Consider the following 24,099-nt stretch of genomic DNA (forward strand, 5'->3'; position numbering starts at 1 on the left):
CGGGATAGCCCGCAGCACGTCCGCGATGCTGGTCAAGCCTCCCCGTGCCTTGGGGTGGATAACGCTTTTCTTATCCCTCACGCGATTTGGTGGATGGGTAAAGCGTCATCCACCCTACGAGATTGTGGGCCTTGCAGAGAAACCTAATCGCGGCGCTATTTCTGCTCGCTCTGCGGGGTGACCCGCAGCACTTCCTCGATGGTGGTCAGGCCGGCGGCGACCTTTTGTGCGCCGGACAGGCGCAGGCTGCGCATGCCTTCCTTGAAGGCGTGGCGGCGCAGGGCGATCAGGTCGGTGTCGGCGCTGATCAGCGGCTTCATGGCATCGTTGATCAGCATGATCTCGTAGACCCCGGCGCGGCCGCGGTAGCCGGTGTCGCGGCATTCCAGGCAACCCACGGCGCGGCACGCCTGGGTCGGTAGCGGCGCGTTCCAGGGCTTGGTCAGGCTCTGCCAGTCGTCTTCGTTGAGCGCCTGCGGTGCCTTGCAGTGCGGGCACAGGGTGCGCACCAGGCGCTGGGCCATGACCCCGAGCAGGGTGGCCTTGAGCAGGTAGTGCGGCACGCCCAGTTCGAGCAGGCGGGTGATGGCGCTGGGGGCATCGTTGGTGTGCAGGGTGGACAGTACCAGGTGTCCGGTCAGCGCGGCCTGGATCGCCATCTCGGCGGTTTCCAGGTCGCGGATCTCGCCGACCATGATGATGTCCGGGTCCTGGCGCATCAGGGCGCGCACGCCGCTGGCGAAGGTCAGGTCGATATTGCTCTGCACCTGCATCTGGTTGAAGGCCCCTTCGATCATCTCGATCGGGTCTTCGATGGTGCAGACGTTGACTTCCTCGGTGGCCAGCTGCTTGAGGGTGGTGTAGAGCGTGGTGGTCTTGCCCGAACCGGTCGGCCCGGTGACCAGGATGATGCCATTGGGCTGGCCGGTCATGCTCAGCCAGCGCTTCAGGTCATCGGGGGAGAAACCCAACTGGTCGAAGCTTTTCAGCAGCACTTCGGGGTCGAAAATCCGCATTACCATCTTTTCGCCGAAGGCGGTGGGCAGGGTCGACAGGCGCAGCTCCACTTCGCCGCCTTCCGGGGTCTTGGTCTTGACCCGTCCGTCCTGGGGTTTGCGCTTTTCCGCGACGTTCATCCGCCCCAGGCTTTTCAGGCGGCTGACCACCGCCATGGTCACCTGCGGCGGGAATTGATAGACGGTGTGCAGCACGCCGTCGATGCGAAAACGTACGCTGCCCTGCTCGCGTCGCGGTTCGATATGGATATCGCTGGCGCGCTGCTGGAAGGCGTACTGGAACAGCCAGTCGACGATATTGATGATGTGCGCGTCGTTGGCGTCCGGTTCCTGGTCCTGGGCCCCGAGGTTGAGCAGTTGCTCGAAGTTGCCCACCCCGCTGATCTTCTGATCGGTGTTGGTGGCCCCGCTGACCGATTTGGCCAGGCGGTAGAACTCCAGGGTCAGGCGCTGGATGTCCGCCGGGTTGGCCACCACCCGCTTGATCGGGCGTTTGAGCACGTGGATCAGGTTGGCTTCCCAGCTGTGCACCAGGGGTTGTGCGCTGGCGATGGTCACGCTGTCGCTGTCCACCGCCACGGCAAGGATCTTGTGCCGTTGGGCGAAGGCATAGGACATCAGCGGGGTAATGGCGGCCACGTCGATCTTCAGCGGGTCGATGCGCAGGTAGGGCTGTCCGGCGAATTCCGCCAGCCAGACGGTGAGCGTCTCCAGGTCGAGTTTCTTGCCAGGGCGGCTGAGGTCGTCGAGCTGCTGCGCGGCGAGAAACTCCAGGGGGTGTTGCTGAGCGTTCGACGAGCTGCGGCGGATGGCCAGGCACTGCTCGGCACTGTCCTGGGCCACCCGGCCCTTGGCCACCAGTTCGCGCAACAGGTCACTGAGGTCCAGCGGACGATCCTGGGTGGACGAGGCAAATGCGGACATAGGGCTCCCTGGTAATTCGAACGGCAAAGCCGGCAGCTTGATCGCTGGCTTGCGGCTTGTCTGCCGACTCCATGCAGTTTTGCACGCTTTGCCCGGTTCGGCAGTGGGTTTGCAGGCCGGGCTAGCACCGCTATAAGCGGCCTGTTAGCTACGCTTGAGGGTCTTTACGCCTTCAGCCGTGCCGAGCAGTAGCAGGTCGGCCGGACGTGCGGCGAACAGGCCGTTGGTGACCACGCCGACGATATTATTGATCTGCGCTTCCAGCTCGCGCGGATTGACGATCGACAGGTTGTGCACATCGAGAATCACGTTGCCGTTATCGGTCAATACGCCTTCGCGGTACACCGGGTCGCCGCCCAGGCCTACCAGCTGGCGGGCGACATGGCTGCGCGCCATGGGGATCACCTCAACCGGCAGCGGAAAAGCCCCCAGTACCGGGACCAGCTTGCTGGCGTCGGCGATGCAGATAAAAGTCTGGGCCACCGCCGCGACTATCTTCTCGCGGGTCAGGGCCGCGCCGCCGCCCTTGATCAGGTTGAGGTGCTCATCGCTCTCGTCGGCACCGTCGACATAGAACTCCAGGTCGCTGACCGTATTCAGCTCGTACACCGGAATGCCGTGGCCCTTGAGTCGTGCCGCGGTGGCCTCGGAGCTGGCGACTGCGCCGTCGAACTCCATCTTGTGCCTGGCCAGTGCGTCGATAAAGCAGTTGGCGGTGGAGCCGGTGCCAACCCCGATCACACTCTTGGCGTCGAGTTTGGGGAGAATAAAGTCGACGGCCGCCTGGGCAACGGCTTGCTTGAGTTGATCCTGGTTCATCATGGGGGCCTGGTGTGAGAGTGAGGAAGGGCGCGAATTATAGCCTGCCTGGACTGCCAGCGGGCTCGGGGGCGGGAAAACCCCCGTAGCTTGTATGGTCGTGCGGCGCGGCCCTAGGGTAGACTCGCGGACTCCCCGAAAAGTTGCCTGCGATCTCGCCATGCTCGAACAGTACGTCAAGAAGATCCTCACCTCGCGCGTCTACGACGTGGCGGTGGAAACCCCGCTGCAAGCCGCTCCTCAGCTGTCCGAGCGTCTGGGCAACCAGATTCTGCTCAAGCGTGAAGACCTCCAGCCGGTGTACTCGTTCAAGATTCGCGGTGCCTACAACAAGCTGGCGCAGCTCTCGGCCGAAGAGCAGGCCCGTGGCGTGGTTACCGCCTCGGCCGGCAACCATGCCCAGGGCCTGGCTCTTGCGGCCAAGGTGCTGGGGGTCAAGGCCACCATAGTCATGCCCAAAACCACCCCGGAGATCAAGGTCCAGGGCGTGCGTTCCCGTGGCGGCAAGGTGGTGCTGCACGGCGACAGCTTTCCCGAGGCGCTGGCCTATTCGCTGAAGCTGGTGGACGAGAAGGGCTACATCTATATCCACCCCTACGACGATCCGCACACCATCGCCGGGCAAGGCACGGTGGCCATGGAGATCCTCCGTCAGCACCCTGGCCAGCTGGACGCGATCTTCGTTCCGGTGGGCGGCGGCGGTCTGATCGCCGGGATCGCCGCCTATGTGAAGTACCTGCGTCCTGAAATCAGGATCATCGGTGTCGAGCCGGACGACTCCAACTGCCTGCAGGCGGCGATGGCCGCAGGTGAGCGGGTGGTGCTGAGCCAGGTTGGCTTGTTCGCCGATGGCGTAGCGGTGGCGCAGATCGGTCAACACACCTTCGATGTGTGCAAGGACTATGTCGACGAGGTGATCACCGTCAGCACCGACGAGATCTGCGCGGCGATCAAGGACATCTACGACGACACCCGCTCGATCACCGAGCCGGCTGGCGCGCTGAGCGTGGCCGGGATCAAGAAGTACGTGGAGCGCGAAGGCTGCAGCGGCCAGGTGCTGGTGGGCATCGACTCGGGTGCCAACGTCAACTTCGACCGCCTGCGCCATGTCGCCGAGCGCGCCGAACTGGGCGAGAAGCGCGAGGCGATCATTGCCGTGACCATCCCCGAGCAGCCGGGCAGCTTCAAGGCCTTCTGCGAGGCCATCGGCAAGCGCCAGATCACCGAATTCAACTACCGCTATCACACCGATCGTGAGGCGCACATCTTCGTCGGTGTGCAGACCCACCCGGAAACCGACCCGCGCGCGGCGCTGGTGGAAAGCCTGCGCAGTCAGGGTTTCCCGGTGCAGGACCTGACCGACAACGAACTGGCCAAGCTGCATATCCGTCATATGGTTGGCGGCCATGCCGCGGCGGTGCCGGATGAGGTGGTGCTGCGCTTCGAATTCCCCGAGCGGCCGGGCGCACTGTTTAATTTCTTACAAAAACTCGGTGGCCGCTGGAACATCTCGATGTTCCACTACCGCAACCACGGCGCTGCCGATGGTCGTGTGGTTGCCGGCCTGCAAGTGCCCAGCGACGAGCGTCATCTGCTGCCGGCTGCGCTGGAGGCCATCGGCTATCCCTACTGGGATGAGAGCGACAATCCGGCCTACAAACTCTTTCTTGGATAAGCCGGAAATCCGGTAGGGCTGAATTAATGGAACATTACCAATTGCTGAAAATCGCCCACAGCGCACCGGGCATTCTGGTGTTGCTGGGCGTGCTGGCCCATGTCTTTATGCTGTGGAAGGCGGCGCGCGGTAGCGACAGTGCCGTGCTGCAACGCAAGCTCAAACGTACCCGCCTGATCAGCCTGCCGGTGCTCGGCTTGCTGGCCCTGAGCCTGCCGGTCAGCGGCTGGTGGCTGGTCGATCTGGCCGGCTTCCCGCTGGGACAGACCTGGCTGCTGGCCAGTAGCGTGCTGTTCGGCGTGCTGGTGTTGATCGGTCTGCTGCTCAATGGCCGTCTGGCGGCCTGGCAGGCGTTGGGCGACAGTCCTGCCCCAGCGAACCTGCTGCGTCTCTGCGCGGTCTATGCCGGGCTGCTGGTGCTGCTGTTGCTGGTGATCATGGGCCTGATGGGTGCCAAGCCGGCCTAAGCGGCAGGTTAAAGGCTCGGCCTCGTGGCCCTGTTGCATTCATACGCGCGGGCCCGATGCCGTAGGGTGCGCTGTGCGCACCGGGAACCCGTGGTTTGAGCCGGTGCGCGCAGCGCACCCTACCCAGTATTGGGATTCCCCGAACGCCTTGTGCAATACAAGGCGGCAGCATCGCCAAATAAAAACGCCGCCTGATCAGGCGGCGTTTTTATTGGAGTCGTAGGATGGGTTGAGCTCAGCGATACCCATCAATGCAGCGGCTCAGCGCAAGGAGATCACCGGCCAGCCACGTTTTTCGGCCTCGGCGCGCAGGCTCGGGTCGGGGTCGACAGCCACCGGGCGGGTGACCCGCTCCAGCAGGGGCAGGTCGTTCATCGAATCGCTGTAGAAGCAGCTGCCTTCCAGGCTCATGCCGTTTTCCGCCAGCCAGCGGTTGAGTCGGGTGACCTTGCCTTCCTTGAAGCAGGGCACGTCGGTGGTGCGTCCGGTGTAGCGGCCATCCTGCATTTCGCATTCGGTGGCCAGCAGGGTGTCGACGCCCAGGCGTGCGGCAATCGGCGCGGTAACGAAGCGGTTGGTGGCGGTGATGATCAGTAGCTTGTCGCCGGCGGCGCGGTGCTCCTCGAGCAGGGCTTCGCCCTTGGCCAGGATGATCGGTTCGATGCAGTCGCGCATAAATTCGCGGTGCCATTGCTCGAGCTGGGCCATTTCGCTGCTGCCGAGGATCGCCAGGCTGAAGTTCAGGTAGTCGCGGATGTCCAGGCGACCGGCCAGGTAGTCCTGGTAGAACTGGTCGTTGCGTGCCTTGTAGGCGATGCCGTCGAGGATGCCGCGCTCACACAGGTAATCGCCCCAGGCGTGGTCGCTATCGCCGCCGAGCAGGGTATTGTCGAGATCGAATAAAGCCAAACGCACAGGGGTACCTATCGGAGCAAAGGTCGAAGGGCGGCAGAATACCGGCTTTTATTCGCCATTCCCAATAGCCGCAGCGCGCTGAGGTTGCAGCGTCTGAGCTGGCCTGGTTTACGCCCGGCACCCGCTCGCGTTGCCGCTGCCGCGACCTTTGTGGAACAATGCCGGAACATGCGTTTACGAGGTTGTGCGCCGTGATCGATCCTGATGGTTTTCGCCCCAACGTCGGCATCATTCTGACCAATGATGTCGGCCAGGTGCTTTGGGCGCGTCGGATAAACCAGGACGCCTGGCAGTTCCCGCAAGGCGGGATCAATGACCATGAGTCGCCGGAAGAAGCGCTTTATCGCGAATTGAACGAAGAAGTGGGCCTTGAGCAGCAGGATGTGAAAATTCTCGCCTGCACCCGGGGCTGGTTGCGTTATCGTCTGCCTCAGCGCCTGGTGCGTACCCATAGCCAGCCGTTGTGTATCGGCCAGAAACAGAAGTGGTTCCTGTTGCGCCTGACCTCGGATGAGCAGCGAGTGCGCATGGATCTGACTGGCAAGCCGGAATTCGACGGCTGGCGCTGGGTCAGCTACTGGTACCCGCTGGGCCAGGTCGTCACATTCAAGCGCGAAGTTTACCGTCGCGCCCTCAAGGAACTCGCTCCGCGCCTGTTGGCGCGGGACTGACACTGACTAGAGCCGAGCCATGCTCAATACGCTGCGCAAGATCGTCCAGGAAGTCAACGCCGCCAAGGACCTCAAGGCGGCGCTGGGCATCATCGTGCAGCGGGTGCGCGAGGCCATGGGCAGCCAGGTCTGCTCGGTGTATCTGCTCGACCCGGAAACCAACCGTTTCGTCCTGATGGCCACCGAGGGTCTGAACAAGAAGGCCATCGGCAAGGTCAGCATGGCCCCCAACGAGGGCCTGGTCGGCCTGGTCGGCACCCGTGAGGAGCCGCTCAACCTCGAACACGCCTCCGAACACCCGCGTTACCGCTACTTCGCCGAAACCGGCGAGGAACGCTACGCCTCCTTTCTCGGTTCGCCGATCATCCACCACCGCAAGGTGATGGGCGTGCTGGTCATCCAGCAAAAGGAGCAGCGCAAGTTCGACGAGGGCGAAGAGGCCTTCCTGGTCACCATGAGCGCGCAGCTCGCCGGGGTTATCGCCCACGCCGAGGCGACCGGCTCGATCCGCGGCCTGGGCAAGCAGGGCAAGGGCATCCAGGAAGCCAAGTTCGTCGGCGTGCCGGGCTCGCCCGGTGCGGCCGTGGGTACGGCGGTGGTGGTGTTGCCGCCAGCCGATCTGGAGGTCGTGCCGGACAAGACCGTCGACGACATTGCCGCCGAATTGCAGCTGTTCAATACCGCCCTGGAAGGCGTTCGCTCCGATATGCGCGCGCTTTCGGCGAAGATGGCCACCCAATTGCGCCCGGAAGAGCGCGCCCTGTTCGACGTCTACCTGATGATGCTGGAAGATGCCGCCCTGGGTAACGAGGTGGTCAAGATCATCCGCACCGGTCAGTGGGCCCAGGGGGCCTTGCGCCAGGTGGTGACCGAGCACGTCAACCGCTTCGAGCTGATGGACGATGCCTACCTGCGCGAGCGCGCCAGCGACGTCAAGGATCTCGGCCGGCGCCTGCTGGCCTACCTGCAACAGGCCCGCCAGCAGACCCTGGTGTACCCGGATAACTGCATCCTGGTCAGCGAAGAACTGTCGCCGGCGATGCTCGGCGAGGTGCCGGAAGGCAAGCTGGTCGGTCTGGTCTCGGTCCAGGGCTCGGGCAACTCCCATGTGGCGATCTTCGCCCGGGCCATGGGCATTCCCACGGTGATGGGCGCGGTCGACCTGCCCTATTCGAAGATCGACGGCATCCAGCTGATCGTCGATGGCTATCACGGCGAGGTCTTTACCAACCCCAGCGAAGTGCTGCGCAAGCAGTATGCCGAGGTGGTCGAAGAGGAGCGCCAGCTGACCCAGGGCCTGACCGCCCTCAGTGGCCTGCCCTGCGAGACCCTGGACGGCCACCGCATGCCGCTGTGGGTCAATACCGGCCTGCTCGCCGACGTGAAGCGCGCCCAGGAGCGCGGTGCGGAGGGCGTCGGCCTGTACCGCACCGAAGTGCCGTTCATGATCAAGGAGCGTTTCCCCAGCGAGAAGGAACAGCTGGCCATCTACCGCGAGCAGCTGGCGGCCTTCCATCCGTTGCCGGTGACCATGCGCAGCCTGGATATCGGCGGCGACAAGGCGCTGTCCTATTTTCCGATCAAGGAAGATAACCCCTTCCTCGGCTGGCGCGGTATCCGCGTCACCCTCGACCACCCGGAAATCTTCCTGGTGCAGACCCGCGCCATGCTCAAGGCCAGCGAGGGCCTGGACAACCTGCGCATCCTGCTGCCGATGATCTCCGGCACCCAGGAGCTGGAAGAGGCCCTGCACCTGATTCACCGCGCCTGGGGCGAGGTACGCGACGAAGGCACCGATGTGCCCCTGCCGCCAATCGGGGTGATGATCGAGATCCCCGCCGCGGTCTACCAGACCCGCGAGCTGGCGCGCCAGGTGGACTTCCTCTCGGTCGGCTCCAACGACCTGACCCAGTATCTGCTGGCGGTGGACCGCAACAATCCACGGGTCGCCGACCTCTATGACTTCCTCCATCCCGCCGTGCTGCAGGCCCTGTGCAAGGTGGTCGAAGGGGCCCATGCCGAAGGCAAACCGGTGAGCATCTGCGGCGAGATGGCTGGCGATCCTGCCGCCGCCGTACTGCTGATGGCCATGGGTTTCGATGGCTTGTCGATGAACGCCACCAACCTGCCCAAGGTGAAATGGCTGCTGCGCCAGATCAGCCTCGGCAAGGCCAAGGAGCTGCTGGCCCAGGTGCTGACCATCGACAGCCCGCAGGTGATCCACAGCACCCTGCAGCTGGCCCTGCGCAACCTCGGCCTGGGTCGCATGATCAATCCGGCCTCGGATATCCAGGCCTGACTCAGGCCTCGACGACGACCTCGCCCAGATAACGGCCGCCCGGCCCGAAGCTGCGCTCGATCAACTGACGACTGCCGTCGGCATGAACGATCAGGGCGCTGCTGGCACGGGTACCGTAAGTCGTGCTGGCGATAAACACGCTGGACAACAGGCGCTCGCCGGTCAGACCGATACCGGTTTGCGGTAGGTGTTCGTCGGCCGCCTGGGTCGGGTCCCCCAGCAGGGTAAACAAGGCTTGCGGCTGCGGACCGTCGAGGCAATGGCGCAGCGCGTTTTTCGCCCGTTGCAACTTGGGCCAGGGTGTATCCAGGTCGGCATTCGACAGGCCGTGCAGGCCTTCCGCCAGCGCTGTGGCGCGTCCCGTTCGGGAATTGAAATGCCAGAGCTGCCGGTGATCGCCCAGCAATAGATTGAAGCCGCTGTAGTGCCGGCGTTGCTCGCTCAGTTGCTGGATAAAGTCTGCGGCGCTCAGGTTGCTGCCGAGAAAGGCCACCGGCAGTTCTCCGCGCGAATGCAGGCCCTGGGCCTGGTCAGGGTCACGGATATTGGTCAGGGCGGCAAAACGCCCGCCTGGGCCGATGCCCAGCCAGGTCCCGCCGGCCTGCAGGTCGCGTCCGGCAAAGACGCCAGGTACATCGGGCCACTCGGCCAATGGCTGGCTCGGGCGGGCATAGAATTCGTCGCGGTTGGCGGCTACCAGTAGGGGATGGGCATGGCCGGGTCGCCAGGCCAGAGCGATCAGGCACATGCGCTAGCCTCTCAATTTTTCCAGGACGCCAGCACTGTCCAGTTCGGGACCCAGGTGCAGGCGCACCTTGCTCGCGCCGCCGCCCATGCCGAGCTCCAGCAGAATGCGCTCCTCGATCTGCGCCAGGCCGCCTTCCAGGTATTCCAGTGGCTGGATCAGCAGCTGTGGCGGCAGGCTCAGGCGCAGAAAGCGCTTGGGCAGCAGCTCCGCGAGCCCGCGTCGGAGCAACTGTTGCGCCGCGCTAAAGTCCGCCACCAGCAAGCGTTGGTTGCTGAATGGTGGATCGGCCTGCAGGTGCATCTGGTTACAACTCAGCTTCAGGTACAGGATCGGGCTCACGGCGGTCTGTTCCGGGGTTGATTCTGGCACTTTACGCAAAGGTCGGGCATACATCCATCGCCCAAAGTAGAGTCCGGACCTGTGCATCCGTTACCATGCCGCATCATTTGCGGGGGTGTCGATGGAACTGCTGCTGTATTTGCTGCTGGGAGCGGCCGCCGGGGTGCTGGCCGGGCTGTTCGGGGTGGGTGGCGGTATCATTATCGTGCCGGTGCTGGTGTTCAGCTTTGCCGCTCAGGGCTTCGAGCCGGCGGTGCTGACCCATCTGGCCGTGGGCACATCTCTGGCGACCATTATCTTTACCTCGGTCAATTCGGTGCTGGAGCATCAGCGCAAGGGCGCGGTGCGTTGGCCGATCTTTGTCTGGATGACCCTGGGTATACTGCTCGGCGCGGCCCTCGGGGCGGCCACGGCCTCGGCGATCCAGGGCGAGATGCTGCAGAAGATCATCGGCGTATTCGCCGTCGTTATCGCCCTGCAAATGGCCCTGGAGCTGAAACCCAAGGCCAGCCGCGTGGTCCCAGGCAAGCCGGGGCTGACCCTGGCCGGTGCGGTGATCGGCTGGGCTTCGGCGATTTTCGGTATCGGTGGCGGTTCGCTGACCGTACCCTTCCTGACCTGGCGCAGCGTGCCAATGCAGCAGGCGGTGGCGACGTCCTCGGCATGTGGTCTGCCGATTGCTCTGGCCGGTGCCCTGGCCTTTATCTGGTTGGGCTGGGACGCACCAGAGCTGCCGGACTGGAGCCTGGGTTTCGTTTACCTGCCGGCCATGGTCGGGATTGCCATTACCAGCATGTTTTTTGCCCGCTTTGGCGCGCGCCTGGCACACAAGCTGTCGCCGCGCCTGCTCAAGCGTCTGTTTGCCCTGCTGCTCTTGGTAGTGGGCGTGAGTTTCCTGATCTAAGGAGTTATTGATGCTGCCTTACCCGCAGATCGACCCGGTGGCGCTGGCCCTCGGTCCGCTGAAAATCCATTGGTATGGCCTGATGTACCTGGTCGGTATCGGCGGTGCCTGGTGGCTGGCCTCGCGCCGGGTCAACGCCTTCGAGCCGAGCTGGGACAAGGAAAAACTCTCCGACCTGGTGTTCTGGGTGGCCATGGGTGTGATCCTCGGCGGCCGCCTGGGCTACGTGCTGTTCTACGACCTGGCCGCCTATATCGCCGAGCCGGTGAAGATGCTGCGTATCTGGGAGGGCGGCATGTCCTTCCACGGCGGGCTGATCGGCGTAATGCTGGCGACCTGGTGGTTCGGCAAACGCAACAACAAGAGCTTCTTCCAGCTGATGGACTTTATCGCCCCGCTGGTGCCGATCGGCCTGGGAGCCGGGCGCATCGGCAACTTTATCAATGCCGAGTTGTGGGGCAAGGCCACCGATCTGCCCTGGGCCATGATCTTCCCCACTGACCCCGAGCAGCTGGCGCGCCATCCCTCGCAGCTGTATCAGTTCGCCCTGGAAGGCGTGGCGCTGTTCACCATCCTCTGGTTCTACTCGCGCAAACCGCGGCCGACCATGGCGGTGTCCGGCATGTTCGCCGCCTGTTATGGGGTGTTCCGCTTTATCGTCGAATTCGTCCGGGTGCCGGACGCCCAGCTCGGTTACCTGGCCGGCGGTTGGCTGACCATGGGCCAGGTGCTCTGTGTGCCGATGGTGCTCGGCGGCCTGGGCCTGATCGCCTATGCCTACAAGCGCCAGCCTGCCCAGGAGGTCGCCCGATGAAACAGTACCTCGAGCTGATGCGCCTGGTGCGCGACACCGGCACCTTCAAGGCCGACCGCACTGGCACCGGCACCTACAGCCTGTTCGCCCACCAGATGCGTTTCAACCTGGCCGACGGCTTCCCGCTGGTGACCACCAAGAAGTGCCACCTGAAATCCATCATTCACGAGCTGCTGTGGTTCCTCCAGGGCGACACCAATATCAAGTACCTGAAGGACAATGGCGTGCGCATCTGGGACGAGTGGGCCGACGAGAACGGCGACCTCGGCCCGGTCTACGGCTACCAATGGCGCAACTGGCCGGCCCCCAATGGCGAGTCGATCGATCAGATCAGCAAGCTGATCGAGATGATCAAAAAGAACCCGGACTCGCGCCGCCTGATCGTCTCGGCCTGGAACCCGGCCCTAGTGGATGAGATGGCCCTGCCGCCGTGCCACGCGCTGTTCCAGTTCTATGTGGCCGACGGCAAGCTGAGCTGCCAGTTGTATCAGCGCTCGGCGGACATCTTTTTGGGCGTGCCCTTCAATATCGCCAGCTATGCGCTGCTGACCCTGATGATCGCCCAGGTCTGCGACCTGGAGGCCGGCGACTTTATCTGGACCGGCGGCGACTGCCATCTGTACGCCAACCATATCGAGCAGACCGACCTGCAGCTGAGCCGCGAGCCGCTACCGCTGCCGACCATGAAGCTCAACCCGGCGGTGAAGGATATCTTCGCCTTCAAGTTCGAGGACTTCGAGCTGGTCGGCTATCAGGCCCATCCGCATATCCCTGCGCCGGTGGCCGTCTGAGAGACTAGGCCGTCAGGCTGCTGCGAAAGCGTCGTAGCGCCAGGCCGAAGAACACCAGGCCGATCGCCGTCAGCGCCGCCAGCTCGGGCCAGAGCACGCCCGGGCCGGCGTCGCGGAACAGGATCGAGGTGCTCAGGGTCAGGTAGTGGGTCGATGGCGAGAGCTGCATCAGCTGCTGCAGCCACACCGGCATGCTTTCCATCGGCGTGCTGCCGCCGGAAAGCATCAGCATCGGGATGATCACCGGGATCGCCAGCAGGCCGAATTGCGGGATCGAGCGCGCCAGGGTGGCGAGGAATATGCCCAGGGCGGTGCTGGCGAACAGGTAGAGCGCGGTCACCGCGAGGAAAAACGCCTGCGAGCCGGCCAGCGGCACGCCGAGCGCGCCCTTGACCACCAGTTCCAGCGACAGCCAGGTGCAGATCACCACCACCACGGCGTTGCTCCAGATCTTCGCCAGCATGATCTCCAGCGCGGTCAACGGCAGCACCAGCAGGTGGTCGAGGGTGCCGTGTTCGCGTTCGCGCAGCAGCGCGGTGCCGGTCAGCAATACGGCGAGGATGGTGATGTGGTTGACGATCTGCAGCAGCGCGAGGAACCAGCCACCCTGCAGGTTGGCGTTGAACAACGCGCGGCTGGTCAGCCCGACCGGCACCTGTGCGCTGGCGTCCGGATGGGCGTAGTCGAGCAGTTCGCGCTGCAGGATCCGCCCCAGATCGCGCGCGCCCATGAACGCCTGGCTCATGGCGGTGGCGTCGACGTTGAGCTGCAGGGCCGGCTGACGCCCGGCCAGCAGGTCGGCCTGGAAGTTCGCCGGGATGTCGATTACGAAGGTGAAGCGGCCGCTGTCCATCGCCGCATCCAGCTGGTCGTAGGGCAGCAGCTCGGGGATCTGGAATTCCGGCGGCTGCAGTATCTCGGCTAGGTGCCGCGACAGCGGGCTGCGGTCTTCGTCGACTATGGCCACGCTGGCATGGTGTACGCCGATCACCGAGCCGGTCGCCGGCATGTACACGGCCACGCTGAAGGCATACAGCAGGAACAGCAGCAGCACGCTGTCGTGGCGCAGGCTGGTGAGTTCCTTGAGGCCGAGGCGGAAGATATGCGCCAGCTTGTTCACCCTAGGCCTCCTGCTTTTTCAGCAGCCACACGCTGAGCGCGCTGGCGACCAGGAAGAAAGCAAATAGCGCCAGGCATTGCGGCCACAGGCTACGCAGGTCAAGGGCCTTGGTGAAGGTGCCGACGGCAATGTCGAGGAAGTGCCCGGCCGGGAACACGTGGCCCATCAGCGCCGAGCCGCCTTCCAGCGAGGAGCGCGGCACGATCAGCCCGGAATACTGGATGGTCGGCAGGGTGGTGATGATCACCGTGCCGAGGATCGCGGCGATCTGGGTGCGGGTGAAGGCCGAGATCAGCAGGCCCAGACTGGTGGTGGCGAGCACATAGAGCAGGCCACCGAAGGCCAGGGTCAGGCCGCTGCCCTTGAACGGCACGCCGAACAGCAGGCGGTTGACTGCCACCAGCATGGCCAGGTTGAGCAGGCTAACCGCGAGGTAGGGCAGCTGCTTGCCGAGCAGGAACTCCAGACGGGTCAGCGGGGTGGCGTAGAAGTTGCTGATCGAGCCCAGTTCCTTCTCCCGCACCACGCCCAGGGCGGTGAGCATGGCCGGAATGAAGGCCAGGATCAGCGCCATCACTCCGGGACCGATGGCATTCACGCTGACCACGTCCTGGTTGTAGCGGAAACGCGTCTCCAGGCGCGCTGCGGCCGGTGCGGCGAGGGCCTGGCTGCTTTCCGTGGCCAGGCGCTGGAGATTGGCCTGGTGCACGGCCTCGACGTAGTTGCGGCTGGTCTCTGCGCGAAACGGCATGCCGCCGTCGAGCCAGGCGGCCACCTGCGGCTGGTGCCCGGCCAGCAGGTCGTGGCCGAAGCCCGGCGGGATCTGCAGCGCCAGCTTCAGTTCCGAGCGTTGCAGGCGTCGGTGCAGTTCGCCGGCGTCGGCGATAGGGGCACGCTCGTCGAAATAGCGCGAGCTGCGGAACGCCTCCAGGTAGGCGCGGCTTTGCGGCGACTGGTCCTGGTCGAGGGTGGCGAAGGCAATGTGCTCCACGTCCAGGGAGATGCCGTAGCCAAAGATCACCATCATGAACAGCGCGCCGAGCAGGGCGAAGGCCAGGCGCACCCGGTCGCGCAGCAGCTCCATGCTCTCGCGCACGGCCAGGGCGCGCAGGCGGCGCAGGCTGAAGCCGGGCTTTAGCGCTGGCGGGCCGGCGGTCGCCGCGGCAACAACCGCTGGCGGTGTGCGGCTATCGCCCTGGGCCTGCTCCAGGCAGCGGACGAAGGCCTGTTCCAGGTCCTGCGCGGCGAACTGCAGCTGCAGCGCGGCCGGGGTGTCGCAGGCCAGCACTCGGCCGGCATGCATCAGCGAGATGCGGTCGCAGCGCTCGGCCTCGTTCATGAAGTGGGTGGAGAGGAAGATGGTCACTCCCTGCTCGCGCGACAGTTCCAGCAGCAGTCTCCAGAAGTCGTCGCGAGCCGCCGGGTCGACGCCGGAGGTGGGTTCGTCGAGGATCAGCACTTCCGGGCCATGGATCACCGCCACCGCCAGCGACAGGCGTTGGCGCAGGCCCAGCGGCAACTCGCCGGCCGCGTCGCCGGCGTATTCGGCCAGGCCGAAACGCTCGATCAGCGCCTGGCTGCGCGTGCGGCCCTCGCTCGCCGGCAGGTCGAACAGGCGCGCGTGCAGCTCCAGGTTCTGCCGCACCGACAGCTCGCCATACAGCGAGAAGCTCTGCGACATGAAGCCGACCCGCTTGCGCGTGGCCAGGTCGCCGGCGTCCACCGCCTGGCCGAGCAACAGGGCGCTGCCGGCGCTGGCCGGTAGCAGGCCGGTGAGCACCTTCATGGTGGTGGTCTTGCCGCAGCCGTTGGAGCCGAGGAAGCCGAAGATCTCGCCGCGGCGGATGGCGAAGCTGACCTTGTCCACCGCGGTGAAATCGCCGAAGCGCAGGCTGAGGTCGCGGGCCTCGATGGCGATCTCGGTGGACTGCGCGGGCAGCGGCGGGATCAGCAGCGTCTGGTGCGCCGCCGCGCCGCCCTGGAAGTGGGTGAAGGCGGCCTCCAGGTGGCCGCCGGCCCCGGCCGCCGCCAACTCGGCGGTGCGCCCCGCGGCGATCAGCCGGCCGCGGTCGAGCATCAGGCAGCTGTCGAACTGCTCGGCCTCCTCCATATAGGCGGTGGCCACCATCAGGGTCAGCTGCGGCCGCCCGGCACGCACCTGCTCGACCAGTTCCCAGAAGCGCCGACGCGACAAGGGGTCGACCCCGGTGGTCGGCTCGTCCAGGATCAGCAGGTCCGGCTCGTGGATCAGCGCGCAGCACAGCCCGAGCTTCTGTTTCATGCCGCCGGACAGCTTGCCGGCCGGGCGTTTGGCGAAGGCCGTCAGGTCGGTGGCCGCCAGCAGGCTGGCCATGCGTTGCTCGCGCTCGGTGCGGCTCAGGCCGAACAGGGTGGCGAAGAAGTGGATGTTCTCGGCGATCGACAAGTCGGGGTAGAGGTTGTGCCCCAATCCCTGGGGCATGAAGGCGATGCGCGGGTACAAGCTGGCGCGGTGGCGGCGCTGCTCGATCGGCCCGCCGAGCACCTCCAGGCGGCCACGCTGCAGCTTCTTCACTCCGGCGATCAGGCCGAGCAGGCTGGACTTGCCGGCACCGTCCGGGCCTATCAGGGCGCAGCGCGCACCGACCGCCAGTTCGAAGTCGATGCCGTCCAGCGCCAGCTGTTTGCCGTAGCCATGCTGCAGGCCTTCGGCGCGGATTGCCCAGTCGCTCATTGCAGCTCGGCCGGCCAGGCGACCTCGGCGCTGCGCACATAACCGACGCCGGGCATGCCCGGCTTGGCCTGGGGCACGGCGGCCGGTTCGCTCAGGCGCAGCTTGACCCGGAACACCAGCTTCTGCCGCTCGTCGCGGGTCTCCACCTCCTTGGGGGTGAACTGCGCCTTGGCCGCGACATAGGCGATCCTGGCCGGCAGCGGCCGTTCAGGCAGGGCATCGAGCAGCACCCGCGCTTCGTCGCCCTGGGTCAGGCGGCCGGCGACGGCGGCGGAGAGATAGAGGTTCATGTACTGCTCGTCAGGATTGATCAGTAGCAGCACCCGCCCGCCGGCACCGAGCACTTCGCCGGGTTCGGCCAGGCGCAGCTGGACCAGGCCGTCGAGTGGTGCGCGCAGGTTGCTGTCGTCGATTTCGCTGCTCAGCTGGGCGACCAGCGCCTGGGCCGCGCCGATCGCCGCGCGGGCCGCCGAGACCTGGGCGTGGGCGGCCTCCAGGGCGGCACCGGCGGTGTCGAAGCGCGCCTGCTGCTGGTCGAGCTGCTGGCGGCTGGTGTGACCGCGTTGGAACAGCTCGCGAAAGCGCCTGAGGTCCTGCTCGGCCAGCAGCCGCTCGCTCGCGCGCAGGCGCACGGTGGCCTGGCTGGCTGCGAGGTTCTGCTCGGCGCGGCGCACCTCGGCCTCGGCCTGGGCGCGCTGGGCCTCCAGGGTGCGGGTGTCCAGGCGGGCGAGCAGCTGGCCCTGGGTCACCCGGTCGCCTTCCTGGACCCGCACCTCGGCCAGACGCCCGGGGTACTTGCTGGCGACCTGCACCTCGGTGGCCTCCAGGCGGCCGTTACCCGTGGCCAGGCCTTCGGGCAGGCGTTCTTTGAGCGACAGCCAATAGCCGAACACCCCGGCGGCGAGCAGGCTCAGCAGTAGGGGTACGACGAACAGGCGGGAAGGGCGGAACTCGCTAGACATGAAGTGCATCCTGCAAAGTGACGTGACAGTGTGCCTGCACTGCCGGCGCAGGTCTTGACCCGCATCAAACGGGACGCCTGCAGCCCAGGATAGTTTGCGAACCAGGCCGTGGCGGGGCGCGGGCGGTCATTTTTGCTACCCTGACGCTTTGCCGATAGGGGAGAGCGTGCTTGTGTCGAGGATTCTGATCAGCCTGCTGTTGGGTCTGCTGGGGGTGTCTGCCGCGGCGCAGGAGTCAAATGCGCCGGTCTTGCGGGTGGGCATCAACGAAGTGCCGCCCTTCGTCATCCATGAGCCGGATGGCAGCTGGCGCGGCATCAGCATCGATCTGTGGCAGGCCGTCGCCGAGCAGGCGGGTTATCGCTACGAGCTACTGCCGATGCCGTTCGAACGCCTGCTGCCGAGCCTGGAGGACGGCCAGCTGGATGCGGTGGTCGGCGCGCTGACCATGACCGCCGAGCGCGAGGCGCGTTTCGATTTCAGTCATCCGTTCTACCGCACCGGCCTGGCCATCGGCGTGCCGTACGGCGGCGAGGCTAGCGGCTGGGTCGCGGTCAAGGGCCTGCTGTCCTGGCAATTCCTCAGCCTGATCCTCGGCCTTGCGGTGCTGATGCTACTGGTCGGCGGGCTGCTCTGGCTGTTCGAGCGGCGGCGCAACCAGCAGCATTTCGGCGGCTCCCCGGCGCAGGGCCTGGGCTCCAGCTTCTGGTGGGCGGCGGTGACCATGACCACCGTCGGTTATGGTGACAAGGCACCGGTGACCCTGGGCGGGCGCCTGATCGCCCTGGTGTGGATGTTCGCCGGATTGATCATGGTCTCGACCTTCACCGCGGCAGTCACCAGCGCGCTCACGGTGGGCAACCTGAAGGGCGGCATCGAGGACGTCGACGACCTGCGCCGCGCCCATGTGGCGAGCATCGACAAGACCGTCAGCGCCCGCTACCTGGACAGCCAGCGGATTCGTCGCAGCGACTACCCCAGCCTGCTCGCGGCCATGCGTGCGGTACAGCAGGGCGAGGCCGACGCGGTGGTCTACGACCTGCCGATCATGCAGTACCGCAACGGCGAGCTGGGCGGCGGCGGCCTGCGCCTGCTGCCCGGCACCTTCGAGGAGCAGTCCTACGCCTTCGCCCTGGCCGACGGCAGCCCCTACCGCGAACGGATCAGCCAGGAGGTGCTGCGAGTCACCGGTGGCGACGACTGGGACGAGGTGCTGGAGCTCTACCTCGGGGTGCCCTGAGCCTCCAAGGCTCCGCTGTCAGGGCGATGATCGTGCTCAGGTGCTCAGGTGCTCAGGTGCGGACCGCTATTGCGCCCTATGACGGTGCTGCCAGCCTGACGCTCAATGCGTCGATCTGCTCCTGGCGCTCGCCATCCTCCAGCCGCGCGCCGGGGTTGAGCGATGACCATTCGGGATGGGCGCGAGCCTTGTGCAGGGCGTCCGGCAGCTTGCCCTCGCGCCAATTGGCGTCCTGCGGGACTGTCAGCTTGATGGCCTCGACCGCGGCATGGCCGCGGGTTTCCAGCGCCAACAGCAGCTGCTGCTGGCGCAGGGCGAGCAGGCGCAGCACGGCGTCGTCCACGCTCAGCTCGCGCTGACCCTTGAGTTTGCCTTTCAGGCGCGAGCCGTAGCCGCGCAGGGTCTGTGCGCTGCCGCCGAGCACGGCACCGATAAGCGCCGCCGCGCCGAGGGTGATGCCGCCGACCAGCAGGTCGACCCCCACGCCGGTAGCTGCGCCTGCCGCCATGCCGCCGCCGACCTTGACCCCGAGCTGCTTGAGGGTTTCCGGGTTGAACAGGTCGTCGCCCCAGCGGCCGTCGAGCAAGGGCAGGTCGCTGGTCTGGGCATCCTCCGGGCGGAAGGCATACAGGCGCAGCAGGGCTTCCACGCAGCGTTGTTCGCGCTGACGAATGGCCTGGTGCAGGTCGCGGATCGCGCCCTGTTCCAGGGTGGCTTGCGCCGCCACGCTGCGGCGGCAGGCGGCGCAGTCCAGCAGCAGTTCGGCGATCAGTCGCGCGCCGCTGCTCTTGCGCAGCAGGCGCTGGGCCTGGTGGTCGTCGATCAGCCGTTGCAGTTGCGGGCGGGCTTTTTCCTGCAGCAGGGCCAGACTCTCGTACAGGCGGCGCTCGCCATCGAGCGGCGGCGCGACGCTGTCGAAACACACCAGGGCATGCAGGCCCTGGCGGGCCAGGGCTTCGCGCCAGTCGTGCTCGCGGTGGTTGTTGCCGGCGACGAAGTTGAGCACCGGCAGCAGCGGTTTGCCGCACATGGCCAGCACGGCCAGTTCGTCGCGGTACTTGGCCAGCACCGGCTCGCGGGCGTCGATCACGTAGAGGCCGGCGTCCGAGACCAGCAGTTGGCGCAGCACCTTGGCTTCCTGTTCGAAGCGCTGGCGCGCCTCGCTGCCGTCGAGAAAGCGCGCCAGCCGCTGTGGGCCGTCCAGGCGTTCGCCGGGGCGGTCGAGGCGCTCCAGGTAGTCGAGCAGGGCGATGGCGTCTTCCAGGCCGGGGGTGTCGTACAGCTCCAGCAGTGCGGTGCCGTCCACCGACAGCCGCGCGCCCTCGACATGGCGGGTGGTGCTGGGGCGATGGGACACCTCGCCGAAGCCGACGTCGCGGGTCAGGGTGCGCAGCAGCGAGGTCTTGCCGGCATTGGTATGGCCGACCATGGCGAGTTTCAGCGCCTGGCTCATCCTAGGCTCCGTAGGGTGGATGATGCTTTACCCATCCACCAACAGCGATTTGTCTTGGGTTGCATCCGCGCCACCAGGTGATAGAGGTCAGTCATGCCCGGTCTCCAGCCAGCCAAGTGGCGCGCTGTCGCTGTAGCTCAGCTGCAATTGCGCCAGTGCCCGGTGCCAGTCGCCCAGGCGGGCGCTGTCCAGTGCTTCGCCCGGCGGCGGTGGCAGCAGCCAGATTCGGGTGGCGCTGGCCGTGCGTGCCAGTTCGCCGAGCAGCCCCAGGCTGCCGCGGTCCGGCGAGCGGCGTGGGTCGCAGGCGATCAGCAGGCGTGCCGGGGGAAAGCGACTGAGCTGATCGAGCAGCTGCTTGCGCTGCTCACGGCTGTCGATCACCCCGGCATCGCCTATGCCCTTGGGCAGGGCGGGCGGCCAGCTGCGCTGTGGGTCCAGTTCGATGGCCACCAGCAGCGCGCCCTGGCTGCCGTGGGTGTTGCTGCCGGCCTGGGGCTGATGCAGTTGCGCGGGCGCAGCATCGCACACTCCCAGGCGTTCGCTGCTCGGTTGCAGGCGCTCGCGCAGCAGGCTGTAGCCGGGCAGGTGGATATCCAGCGTGAGGGCGGCGCAGCCCCGTCGCCAGCGCCACAGGCAGAGCAGTAACAGCAGCAGACGCGGCAGTACGCCGTAGATCAGCACTGCGCCGACCAGCCACACGGCCCAGCGCTGGCGCACCAGTTCGCTGTTGTACAGGTCGCTGGTGCTGGCGTGGATCATCTCTACCGTTGGTGCGCTGAAGCCCAGGGCCCTGGGCAGCACGCTGAGGGCATTGGTGATGGCGACAAAGGTATCGGCACCGAGCAGGGTGCTTTCCCAGACAAAGCCATAGCGGCGGGTCGTCAGCAGGCCGAGCAGGGTCAGCAGGGCGGTGAGCAGGGTCAGCAGCCAGAAACCATGCACCAGCACACCCAGGCCCCAGCGGCCGAGACGTTGGCGTTGCAGCACCAGCAGCAGGGCGGGGGCCAGCTGCGCGGCCTGGGCGTCGCGGGCGAGCTTCTCGCTCAGCCACAACCACAGATGTCCGAGGGCACCTGCGCCGTCGCGGCTCAGCAGCAGGCTCAGGCCCCAACCGAGCAGCAACAGCAGGTGCAGGCCGAGCAGGCTGCCCAGGGCCCAGAACACGTTGACCGGCCGCTGGCCATCGCCCAGTGCGGCCACGGCCAGGGCGCTACCGCCGATAATGGCCAGCAGCACTAGCAGCAGCCTGGCCAGGCGTGCGCCCTGCAGCCAGTGCTGCAGCGCCTTTACCTGGCCGTCGCGTTCGGCGAGCAGCCAGGCACGGGTCTGAATGCGCTCCCCAAGCGTGCCGCCCTGGGCCTGGGCGCGGCGGTTGGCCTCGCTGTCTTCCAGGGGGCCGGCATGCTCCTCGCGCAGGCGAATGGTCTCGCTTAGCCAGAGGCGGTGCAGACGGCTGGGTGGGGATTTATCGAGTGGACTCACACGGCGACTCATTGATCAGGGCAGGGCCTGAGCATAACCGCTGCCGCCGTGTAGGGCTAAGTCCGCTCTGCTTCAGGGCTTTGCGCGTAGACGCACGGCGATGTCCGGCTGGTCGATAAACAGGCCGTCGATGCCCGCGTCGAGAAAGCGCTGCAGTTCCGCTTCGAGGTTGCCGCGGGCCTGCGGGTCGTCGCCGTTGCGCAGTTCGGTTGGCAGAAAGTTGTTTTCCGCGCGGAAGGTATAAGGGTGCACCTTGAGGCCGGCGGCGTGGGCGTCGCGCACCAGATTCGTGGCGCTGGTCAGATTGCCGTTGGCGTCGCGGGGGATGACCTGGCCTTTTTCCGGGCCGATGCCGGCGGCATAGCGGGCAATGGCGGTCAGGCCGGCGGGCGTGGCCATCTGCGCGTAACTCAGGTTACTGCCCAGCACTTGCTGGTCGTAGGGCTGGCCGTCGATCCACAGCAGCTGCACCAGGCGCAGCGGCGTCATGCGGCTCAGAGTCTTGAGGTTCTCGACCTCGAATGACTGGATATACACCGGTGCCTTGGCGCTGTTGTAGCCGTTTTTCTTCAGCAGCCGGACCAGCGGTTGTTCCAGGCCCAGACCGAGCTGCTGGAAGTGGGTCGGGTGCTTGGTTTCCGGGTACAGGCCAACTACGCGTTGCTGGCTCAGTTGCAGGGTTTTCACCAGGTCGATGATTTCCTGCAGGGTCGGGATGGTGAAGCTGCCGTCCAGGCGGGCGTTGCCCGGACGGATCTGCGGGATGCGCTCGATGGCGCGCAGGGTTTTCAGTTCGGCGAGGGTGAAGTCCTCGCTGAACCAGCCGTTGAGGCTGACCCCGTCGACGCTCTGGGTGCGCTGACGGTCGGCGAATTCGGGGCGCTGGGCGACGTCGGTGGTCAGGCCCAGTTCGTTGTCGTGGCGGGCGACCAGTTGGCCGTCCTTGCTGATCACCAGGTCCGGCTCGATGTAATCGGCACCTTGCAGGATCGCCAGGGCATAGGCAGCCAGGGTGTGTTCGGGGACATAACCGCTGGCACCACGGTGAGCGATGATCAAGGGTTTGGCGTCGCCTCTGGGCTTGCCATTATGGGTTTGCGGCTGCTGCCTGGCCCAGTCGATGGCGGCCTGTACGCCGTCGGCTTGGGCCGGGGCAGCAATGGCCAGCAGTGGGGCCAGCAAGCTGGCGCAGAACAGGGTGCGGAGGGTGAGGAACATGGCGGCGTTTCCTTGCTCGGGGGGAAGTGCAAGCCTGCCTGGGCAACGGTGACGGTTCGACGACAGCCTGGCAAGAGTCGGATAAACGCGCTGCAATTTGTGCATGGGTTGGCAGTGCCAAAGGAGGGCTGCGACTGGCCTCGCCCCTCTGCTATGCTCGCCGTCATGAAAAATACTCTGCCTCTCTGCCTGATCGCTGCCCTTGCGGAAAACCGCGTGATCGGCCGCGATAATCAACTGCCCTGGCACCTGCCGGCGGATCTCAAGCACTTCAAGGCGCTAACCCTGGGCAAGCCGATCATCATGGGTCGCAAGACCTGGGATTCCCTCGGCCGCCCCTTGCCGGGCCGGCTCAACCTGGTGGTCAGCCGTCAGCCGGGTCTGCAGCTTGAGGGGGCGGAGGTGTTTACCAGCCTGGAGGCCGCCCTTGAACGTGCCGAGGCCTGGGCTCGCGAGGAAGACGCCGAAGAGCTGATGCTGATCGGCGGTGCTCAGCTCTACGAACTGGGCCTGGCCCGGGCCGAGCGGTTGTACCTGACCCGCGTCAGTATCAGCCCCCAGGGCGATGCCTGGTTTCCCGAGGTGAACGAGGCCGAGTGGCATCCGTCTTCCGCCATCGAACATGCGCCAGGGCTGGAAACCCCGGGTTATGTGTTTGAGGTGTGGAATCGCAAATAGTCCGTTCGGACTGATCTTTTTCAGCGCGGTATTGACGTACGCCAAGGCGGTCGTGTGTATGGCCTGCCATCCTGGCGGCCACCCAGCGGGCCGTCGCTGCACGACGTTACAAATCACTCCAGGTGATTTGTTGTTGGCCGCTACGCTGTTTACTGCCGTTCCTCGCCTACAGGTTGTCCCCCATGCATGACGCTGATGCCGATCACTCCGAGCCGGATCGTATTGCCGCGATCTTTATCCGCCATCCACTCTGGGAAGACGGCCTGGCGCTGTTGCTGGGTACCGCCATGGTGGCCCTGGGCATTAGCCTCTACAGCCAGGCTGGGTTGCTCACTGGCGGTACCGTTGGTTTGGCCTTTCTGCTGAAATACCTGCTCGGCTGGCCGTTCGGCTTGGTGTTCTTTCTGATTAACCTGCCGTTCTATGCCCTGGCCATCTGGCGCATGGGCTGGCCTTTTACCCTGCGCACCTTTTGCGCGGTGGGGATGGTCTCTCTGCTGGCCGAGTTGACCCCGCACTGGATTGGCTTTACCCACCTGAACGTGGTCTATGCCGTGCTGTTCGGTGGTTTCGCCATGGGCCTGGGGTTGCTGATGCTGTTCCGTCACCGCGCCAGCCTCGGTGGGGTGAATATTCTCGCGCTGTACCTGCAGGAGCGCTTCGGCCTGCGCGCCGGCAAGGTGCAGATGGGCATCGATGTGCTGATCGTGCTGGGCGCGGTGATGGTGGTTCCGCCGGACAAGGTGGCGCTGTCGATCCTCGGCGCGCTGGCGCTGAATATGGTGCTGGCGATCAATCACCGCGCCGGGCGTTATATGGGTGTCAGTTGAAGGTGTCGCGTTACATCGTGC

Annotated in this window: 21 protein-coding genes; 10 read left to right on the forward strand and 11 right to left on the reverse strand. The window is 65.7% G+C overall.

Annotation, left to right across the window (positions count from 1 at the left end):
* Positions 1–155 precede the first annotated feature (155 nt).
* Positions 156–1,940 carry a GspE/PulE family protein gene (locus tag WMW70_RS16590; protein WP_341438571.1) on the reverse strand — a complete coding sequence of 595 codons (1,785 nt, stop codon included), beginning with the start codon at positions 1,938–1,940 and terminating at the stop codon, positions 156–158.
* 144 nt (positions 1,941–2,084) lie between these two features.
* A complete protein-coding gene (gene rpiA, locus WMW70_RS16595) occupies positions 2,085–2,759 on the reverse strand; it encodes a ribose-5-phosphate isomerase RpiA (protein WP_341438798.1) in 675 nt (224 codons plus the stop codon).
* 94 nt (positions 2,760–2,853) lie between these two features.
* Between rpiA and ilvA the strand changes: the two genes are divergently transcribed.
* Positions 2,854–4,434 carry a threonine ammonia-lyase, biosynthetic gene (gene ilvA / locus WMW70_RS16600; RefSeq protein ID WP_341438572.1) on the forward strand — a complete coding sequence of 527 codons (1,581 nt, stop codon included), beginning with the start codon at positions 2,854–2,856 and terminating at the stop codon, positions 4,432–4,434.
* 26 nt (positions 4,435–4,460) lie between these two features.
* Positions 4,461–4,901, forward strand: a complete 441-nt coding sequence (locus WMW70_RS16605) for a DUF2269 family protein (RefSeq protein ID WP_341438573.1) — start codon at positions 4,461–4,463, stop codon at positions 4,899–4,901.
* A 261-nt stretch (positions 4,902–5,162) separates the two neighbouring features.
* Here the strand turns inward: WMW70_RS16605 and WMW70_RS16610 are convergent, their stop codons facing one another.
* A complete protein-coding gene (locus tag WMW70_RS16610) occupies positions 5,163–5,816 on the reverse strand; it encodes a histidinol-phosphatase (RefSeq protein WP_341438574.1) in 654 nt (217 codons plus the stop codon).
* 191 nt (positions 5,817–6,007) lie between these two features.
* On the opposite strand from WMW70_RS16610, the gene WMW70_RS16615 reads away from it, so the two are divergent.
* Both WMW70_RS16615 and ptsP read left to right on the forward strand, forming a co-directional pair.
* Positions 6,008–6,487, forward strand: coding sequence for an RNA pyrophosphohydrolase (locus WMW70_RS16615; protein ID WP_325503768.1), 480 nt, complete (start codon positions 6,008–6,010; stop codon positions 6,485–6,487).
* A gap of 19 nt (positions 6,488–6,506) precedes the next feature.
* Complete coding sequence (ptsP, locus tag WMW70_RS16620; protein ID WP_341438575.1) at positions 6,507–8,786, forward strand: phosphoenolpyruvate--protein phosphotransferase; 2,280 nt, start codon at positions 6,507–6,509, stop codon at positions 8,784–8,786.
* A gap of 1 nt (position 8,787) precedes the next feature.
* On the opposite strand, the gene WMW70_RS16625 is transcribed toward ptsP, so the two are convergent.
* Together WMW70_RS16625 and WMW70_RS16630 are read right to left on the reverse strand one after the other, a co-directional pair.
* Positions 8,788–9,534 (reverse strand): NRDE family protein, encoded by a 747-nt coding sequence (locus tag WMW70_RS16625; RefSeq protein WP_341438576.1) that lies wholly within the window; start codon positions 9,532–9,534, stop codon positions 8,788–8,790.
* Between the two features lie 3 nt (positions 9,535–9,537).
* A complete protein-coding gene (locus WMW70_RS16630; RefSeq protein ID WP_341438577.1) occupies positions 9,538–9,873 on the reverse strand; it encodes a hypothetical protein in 336 nt (111 codons plus the stop codon).
* Between the two features lie 121 nt (positions 9,874–9,994).
* Here WMW70_RS16630 and WMW70_RS16635 point away from each other — a divergent pair, with 121 nt between their 5' ends.
* The 3 genes from WMW70_RS16635 to WMW70_RS16645 are packed head-to-tail and all read left to right on the forward strand — an operon-like array spanning position 9,995 to position 12,382.
* Positions 9,995–10,777 (forward strand): sulfite exporter TauE/SafE family protein, encoded by a 783-nt coding sequence (locus tag WMW70_RS16635; RefSeq protein ID WP_341438578.1) that lies wholly within the window; start codon positions 9,995–9,997, stop codon positions 10,775–10,777.
* A gap of 10 nt (positions 10,778–10,787) precedes the next feature.
* Positions 10,788–11,591: a prolipoprotein diacylglyceryl transferase gene (gene lgt, locus WMW70_RS16640; protein ID WP_341438579.1), complete on the forward strand. Its 804-nt coding sequence runs from the start codon at positions 10,788–10,790 to the stop codon at positions 11,589–11,591.
* Positions 11,588–12,382: a thymidylate synthase gene (locus WMW70_RS16645; protein ID WP_341438580.1), complete on the forward strand. Its 795-nt coding sequence runs from the start codon at positions 11,588–11,590 to the stop codon at positions 12,380–12,382. Before lgt ends, WMW70_RS16645 begins: the two co-directional genes overlap by 4 nt.
* Positions 12,383–12,386: 4 nt before the next feature.
* Here WMW70_RS16645 and WMW70_RS16650 read toward each other — a convergent pair whose 3' ends face one another.
* The 3 genes from WMW70_RS16650 to WMW70_RS16660 are packed head-to-tail and all read right to left on the reverse strand — an operon-like array spanning position 12,387 to position 17,177.
* Positions 12,387–13,502: an ABC transporter permease gene (locus WMW70_RS16650; RefSeq protein ID WP_341438581.1), complete on the reverse strand. Its 1,116-nt coding sequence runs from the start codon at positions 13,500–13,502 to the stop codon at positions 12,387–12,389.
* A 1-nt stretch (position 13,503) separates the two neighbouring features.
* Entirely contained in the window at positions 13,504–16,215 is a 2,712-nt protein-coding gene (gene rbbA / locus WMW70_RS16655; protein WP_341438582.1) for a ribosome-associated ATPase/putative transporter RbbA, read from the reverse strand.
* Positions 16,212–17,177: an HlyD family secretion protein gene (locus tag WMW70_RS16660; protein ID WP_341438583.1), complete on the reverse strand. Its 966-nt coding sequence runs from the start codon at positions 17,175–17,177 to the stop codon at positions 16,212–16,214. The genes rbbA and WMW70_RS16660 overlap by 4 nt, the downstream gene beginning before the upstream one ends.
* Before the next feature lie 172 nt (positions 17,178–17,349).
* Between WMW70_RS16660 and WMW70_RS16665 the strand changes: the two genes are divergently transcribed.
* Entirely contained in the window at positions 17,350–18,417 is a 1,068-nt protein-coding gene (locus WMW70_RS16665; protein WP_341438584.1) for a transporter substrate-binding domain-containing protein, read from the forward strand.
* A gap of 76 nt (positions 18,418–18,493) precedes the next feature.
* Here WMW70_RS16665 and WMW70_RS16670 read toward each other — a convergent pair whose 3' ends face one another.
* The 3 genes from WMW70_RS16670 to WMW70_RS16680 form a co-directional block, all read right to left on the reverse strand.
* Entirely contained in the window at positions 18,494–19,870 is a 1,377-nt protein-coding gene (locus tag WMW70_RS16670) for a GTPase/DUF3482 domain-containing protein (protein ID WP_341438585.1), read from the reverse strand.
* Positions 19,871–19,957: 87 nt separating this feature from the next.
* Entirely contained in the window at positions 19,958–21,364 is a 1,407-nt protein-coding gene (locus WMW70_RS16675; RefSeq protein ID WP_341438586.1) for a DUF2868 domain-containing protein, read from the reverse strand.
* Positions 21,365–21,424: 60 nt separating this feature from the next.
* On the reverse strand, positions 21,425–22,570 hold the full coding sequence (locus WMW70_RS16680) for a glycerophosphodiester phosphodiesterase (protein WP_341438587.1): 1,146 nt from the start codon (positions 22,568–22,570) through the stop codon (positions 21,425–21,427).
* Positions 22,571–22,723: 153 nt separating this feature from the next.
* Between WMW70_RS16680 and WMW70_RS16685 the strand changes: the two genes are divergently transcribed.
* Positions 22,724–23,248, forward strand: a complete 525-nt coding sequence (locus WMW70_RS16685) for a dihydrofolate reductase (protein ID WP_341438588.1) — start codon at positions 22,724–22,726, stop codon at positions 23,246–23,248.
* Positions 23,249–23,430: 182 nt separating this feature from the next.
* Complete coding sequence (locus tag WMW70_RS16690; protein WP_341438589.1) at positions 23,431–24,078, forward strand: YitT family protein; 648 nt, start codon at positions 23,431–23,433, stop codon at positions 24,076–24,078.
* Positions 24,079–24,099: the final 21 nt, after the last annotated feature.

Origin of the sequence: Pseudomonas sp. XK-1 (genome assembly GCF_038069885.1) — a bacterium.
GTDB lineage: Bacteria > Pseudomonadota > Gammaproteobacteria > Pseudomonadales > Pseudomonadaceae > Aquipseudomonas.

Excerpts from the sequence above, each read along its gene's own strand:
- rbbA (WP_341438582.1), bottom strand. The coding sequence starts at position 16,215 with ATGAGCGACTGGGCAATCCGCGCCGAAGGCCTGCAGCATGGCTACGGC.
- WMW70_RS16675 (WP_341438586.1), bottom strand. The coding sequence starts at position 21,364 with ATGAGTCGCCGTGTGAGTCCACTCGATAAATCCCCACCCAGCCGTCTG.
- WMW70_RS16660 (WP_341438583.1), bottom strand. The coding sequence starts at position 17,177 with ATGTCTAGCGAGTTCCGCCCTTCCCGCCTGTTCGTCGTACCCCTACTG.
- lgt (WP_341438579.1), top strand. The coding sequence starts at position 10,788 with ATGCTGCCTTACCCGCAGATCGACCCGGTGGCGCTGGCCCTCGGTCCG.
- WMW70_RS16690 (WP_341438589.1), top strand. The coding sequence starts at position 23,431 with ATGCATGACGCTGATGCCGATCACTCCGAGCCGGATCGTATTGCCGCG.
- WMW70_RS16645 (WP_341438580.1), top strand. The coding sequence starts at position 11,588 with ATGAAACAGTACCTCGAGCTGATGCGCCTGGTGCGCGACACCGGCACC.
- WMW70_RS16680 (WP_341438587.1), bottom strand. The coding sequence starts at position 22,570 with ATGTTCCTCACCCTCCGCACCCTGTTCTGCGCCAGCTTGCTGGCCCCA.
- ptsP (WP_341438575.1), top strand. The coding sequence starts at position 6,507 with ATGCTCAATACGCTGCGCAAGATCGTCCAGGAAGTCAACGCCGCCAAG.
- WMW70_RS16635 (WP_341438578.1), top strand. The coding sequence starts at position 9,995 with ATGGAACTGCTGCTGTATTTGCTGCTGGGAGCGGCCGCCGGGGTGCTG.
- WMW70_RS16625 (WP_341438576.1), bottom strand. The coding sequence starts at position 9,534 with ATGTGCCTGATCGCTCTGGCCTGGCGACCCGGCCATGCCCATCCCCTA.
- WMW70_RS16670 (WP_341438585.1), bottom strand. The coding sequence starts at position 19,870 with ATGAGCCAGGCGCTGAAACTCGCCATGGTCGGCCATACCAATGCCGGC.
- rpiA (WP_341438798.1), bottom strand. The coding sequence starts at position 2,759 with ATGAACCAGGATCAACTCAAGCAAGCCGTTGCCCAGGCGGCCGTCGAC.
- ilvA (WP_341438572.1), top strand. The coding sequence starts at position 2,854 with ATGGTCGTGCGGCGCGGCCCTAGGGTAGACTCGCGGACTCCCCGAAAA.
- WMW70_RS16605 (WP_341438573.1), top strand. The coding sequence starts at position 4,461 with ATGGAACATTACCAATTGCTGAAAATCGCCCACAGCGCACCGGGCATT.
- WMW70_RS16685 (WP_341438588.1), top strand. The coding sequence starts at position 22,724 with ATGCTCGCCGTCATGAAAAATACTCTGCCTCTCTGCCTGATCGCTGCC.
- WMW70_RS16590 (WP_341438571.1), bottom strand. The coding sequence starts at position 1,940 with ATGTCCGCATTTGCCTCGTCCACCCAGGATCGTCCGCTGGACCTCAGT.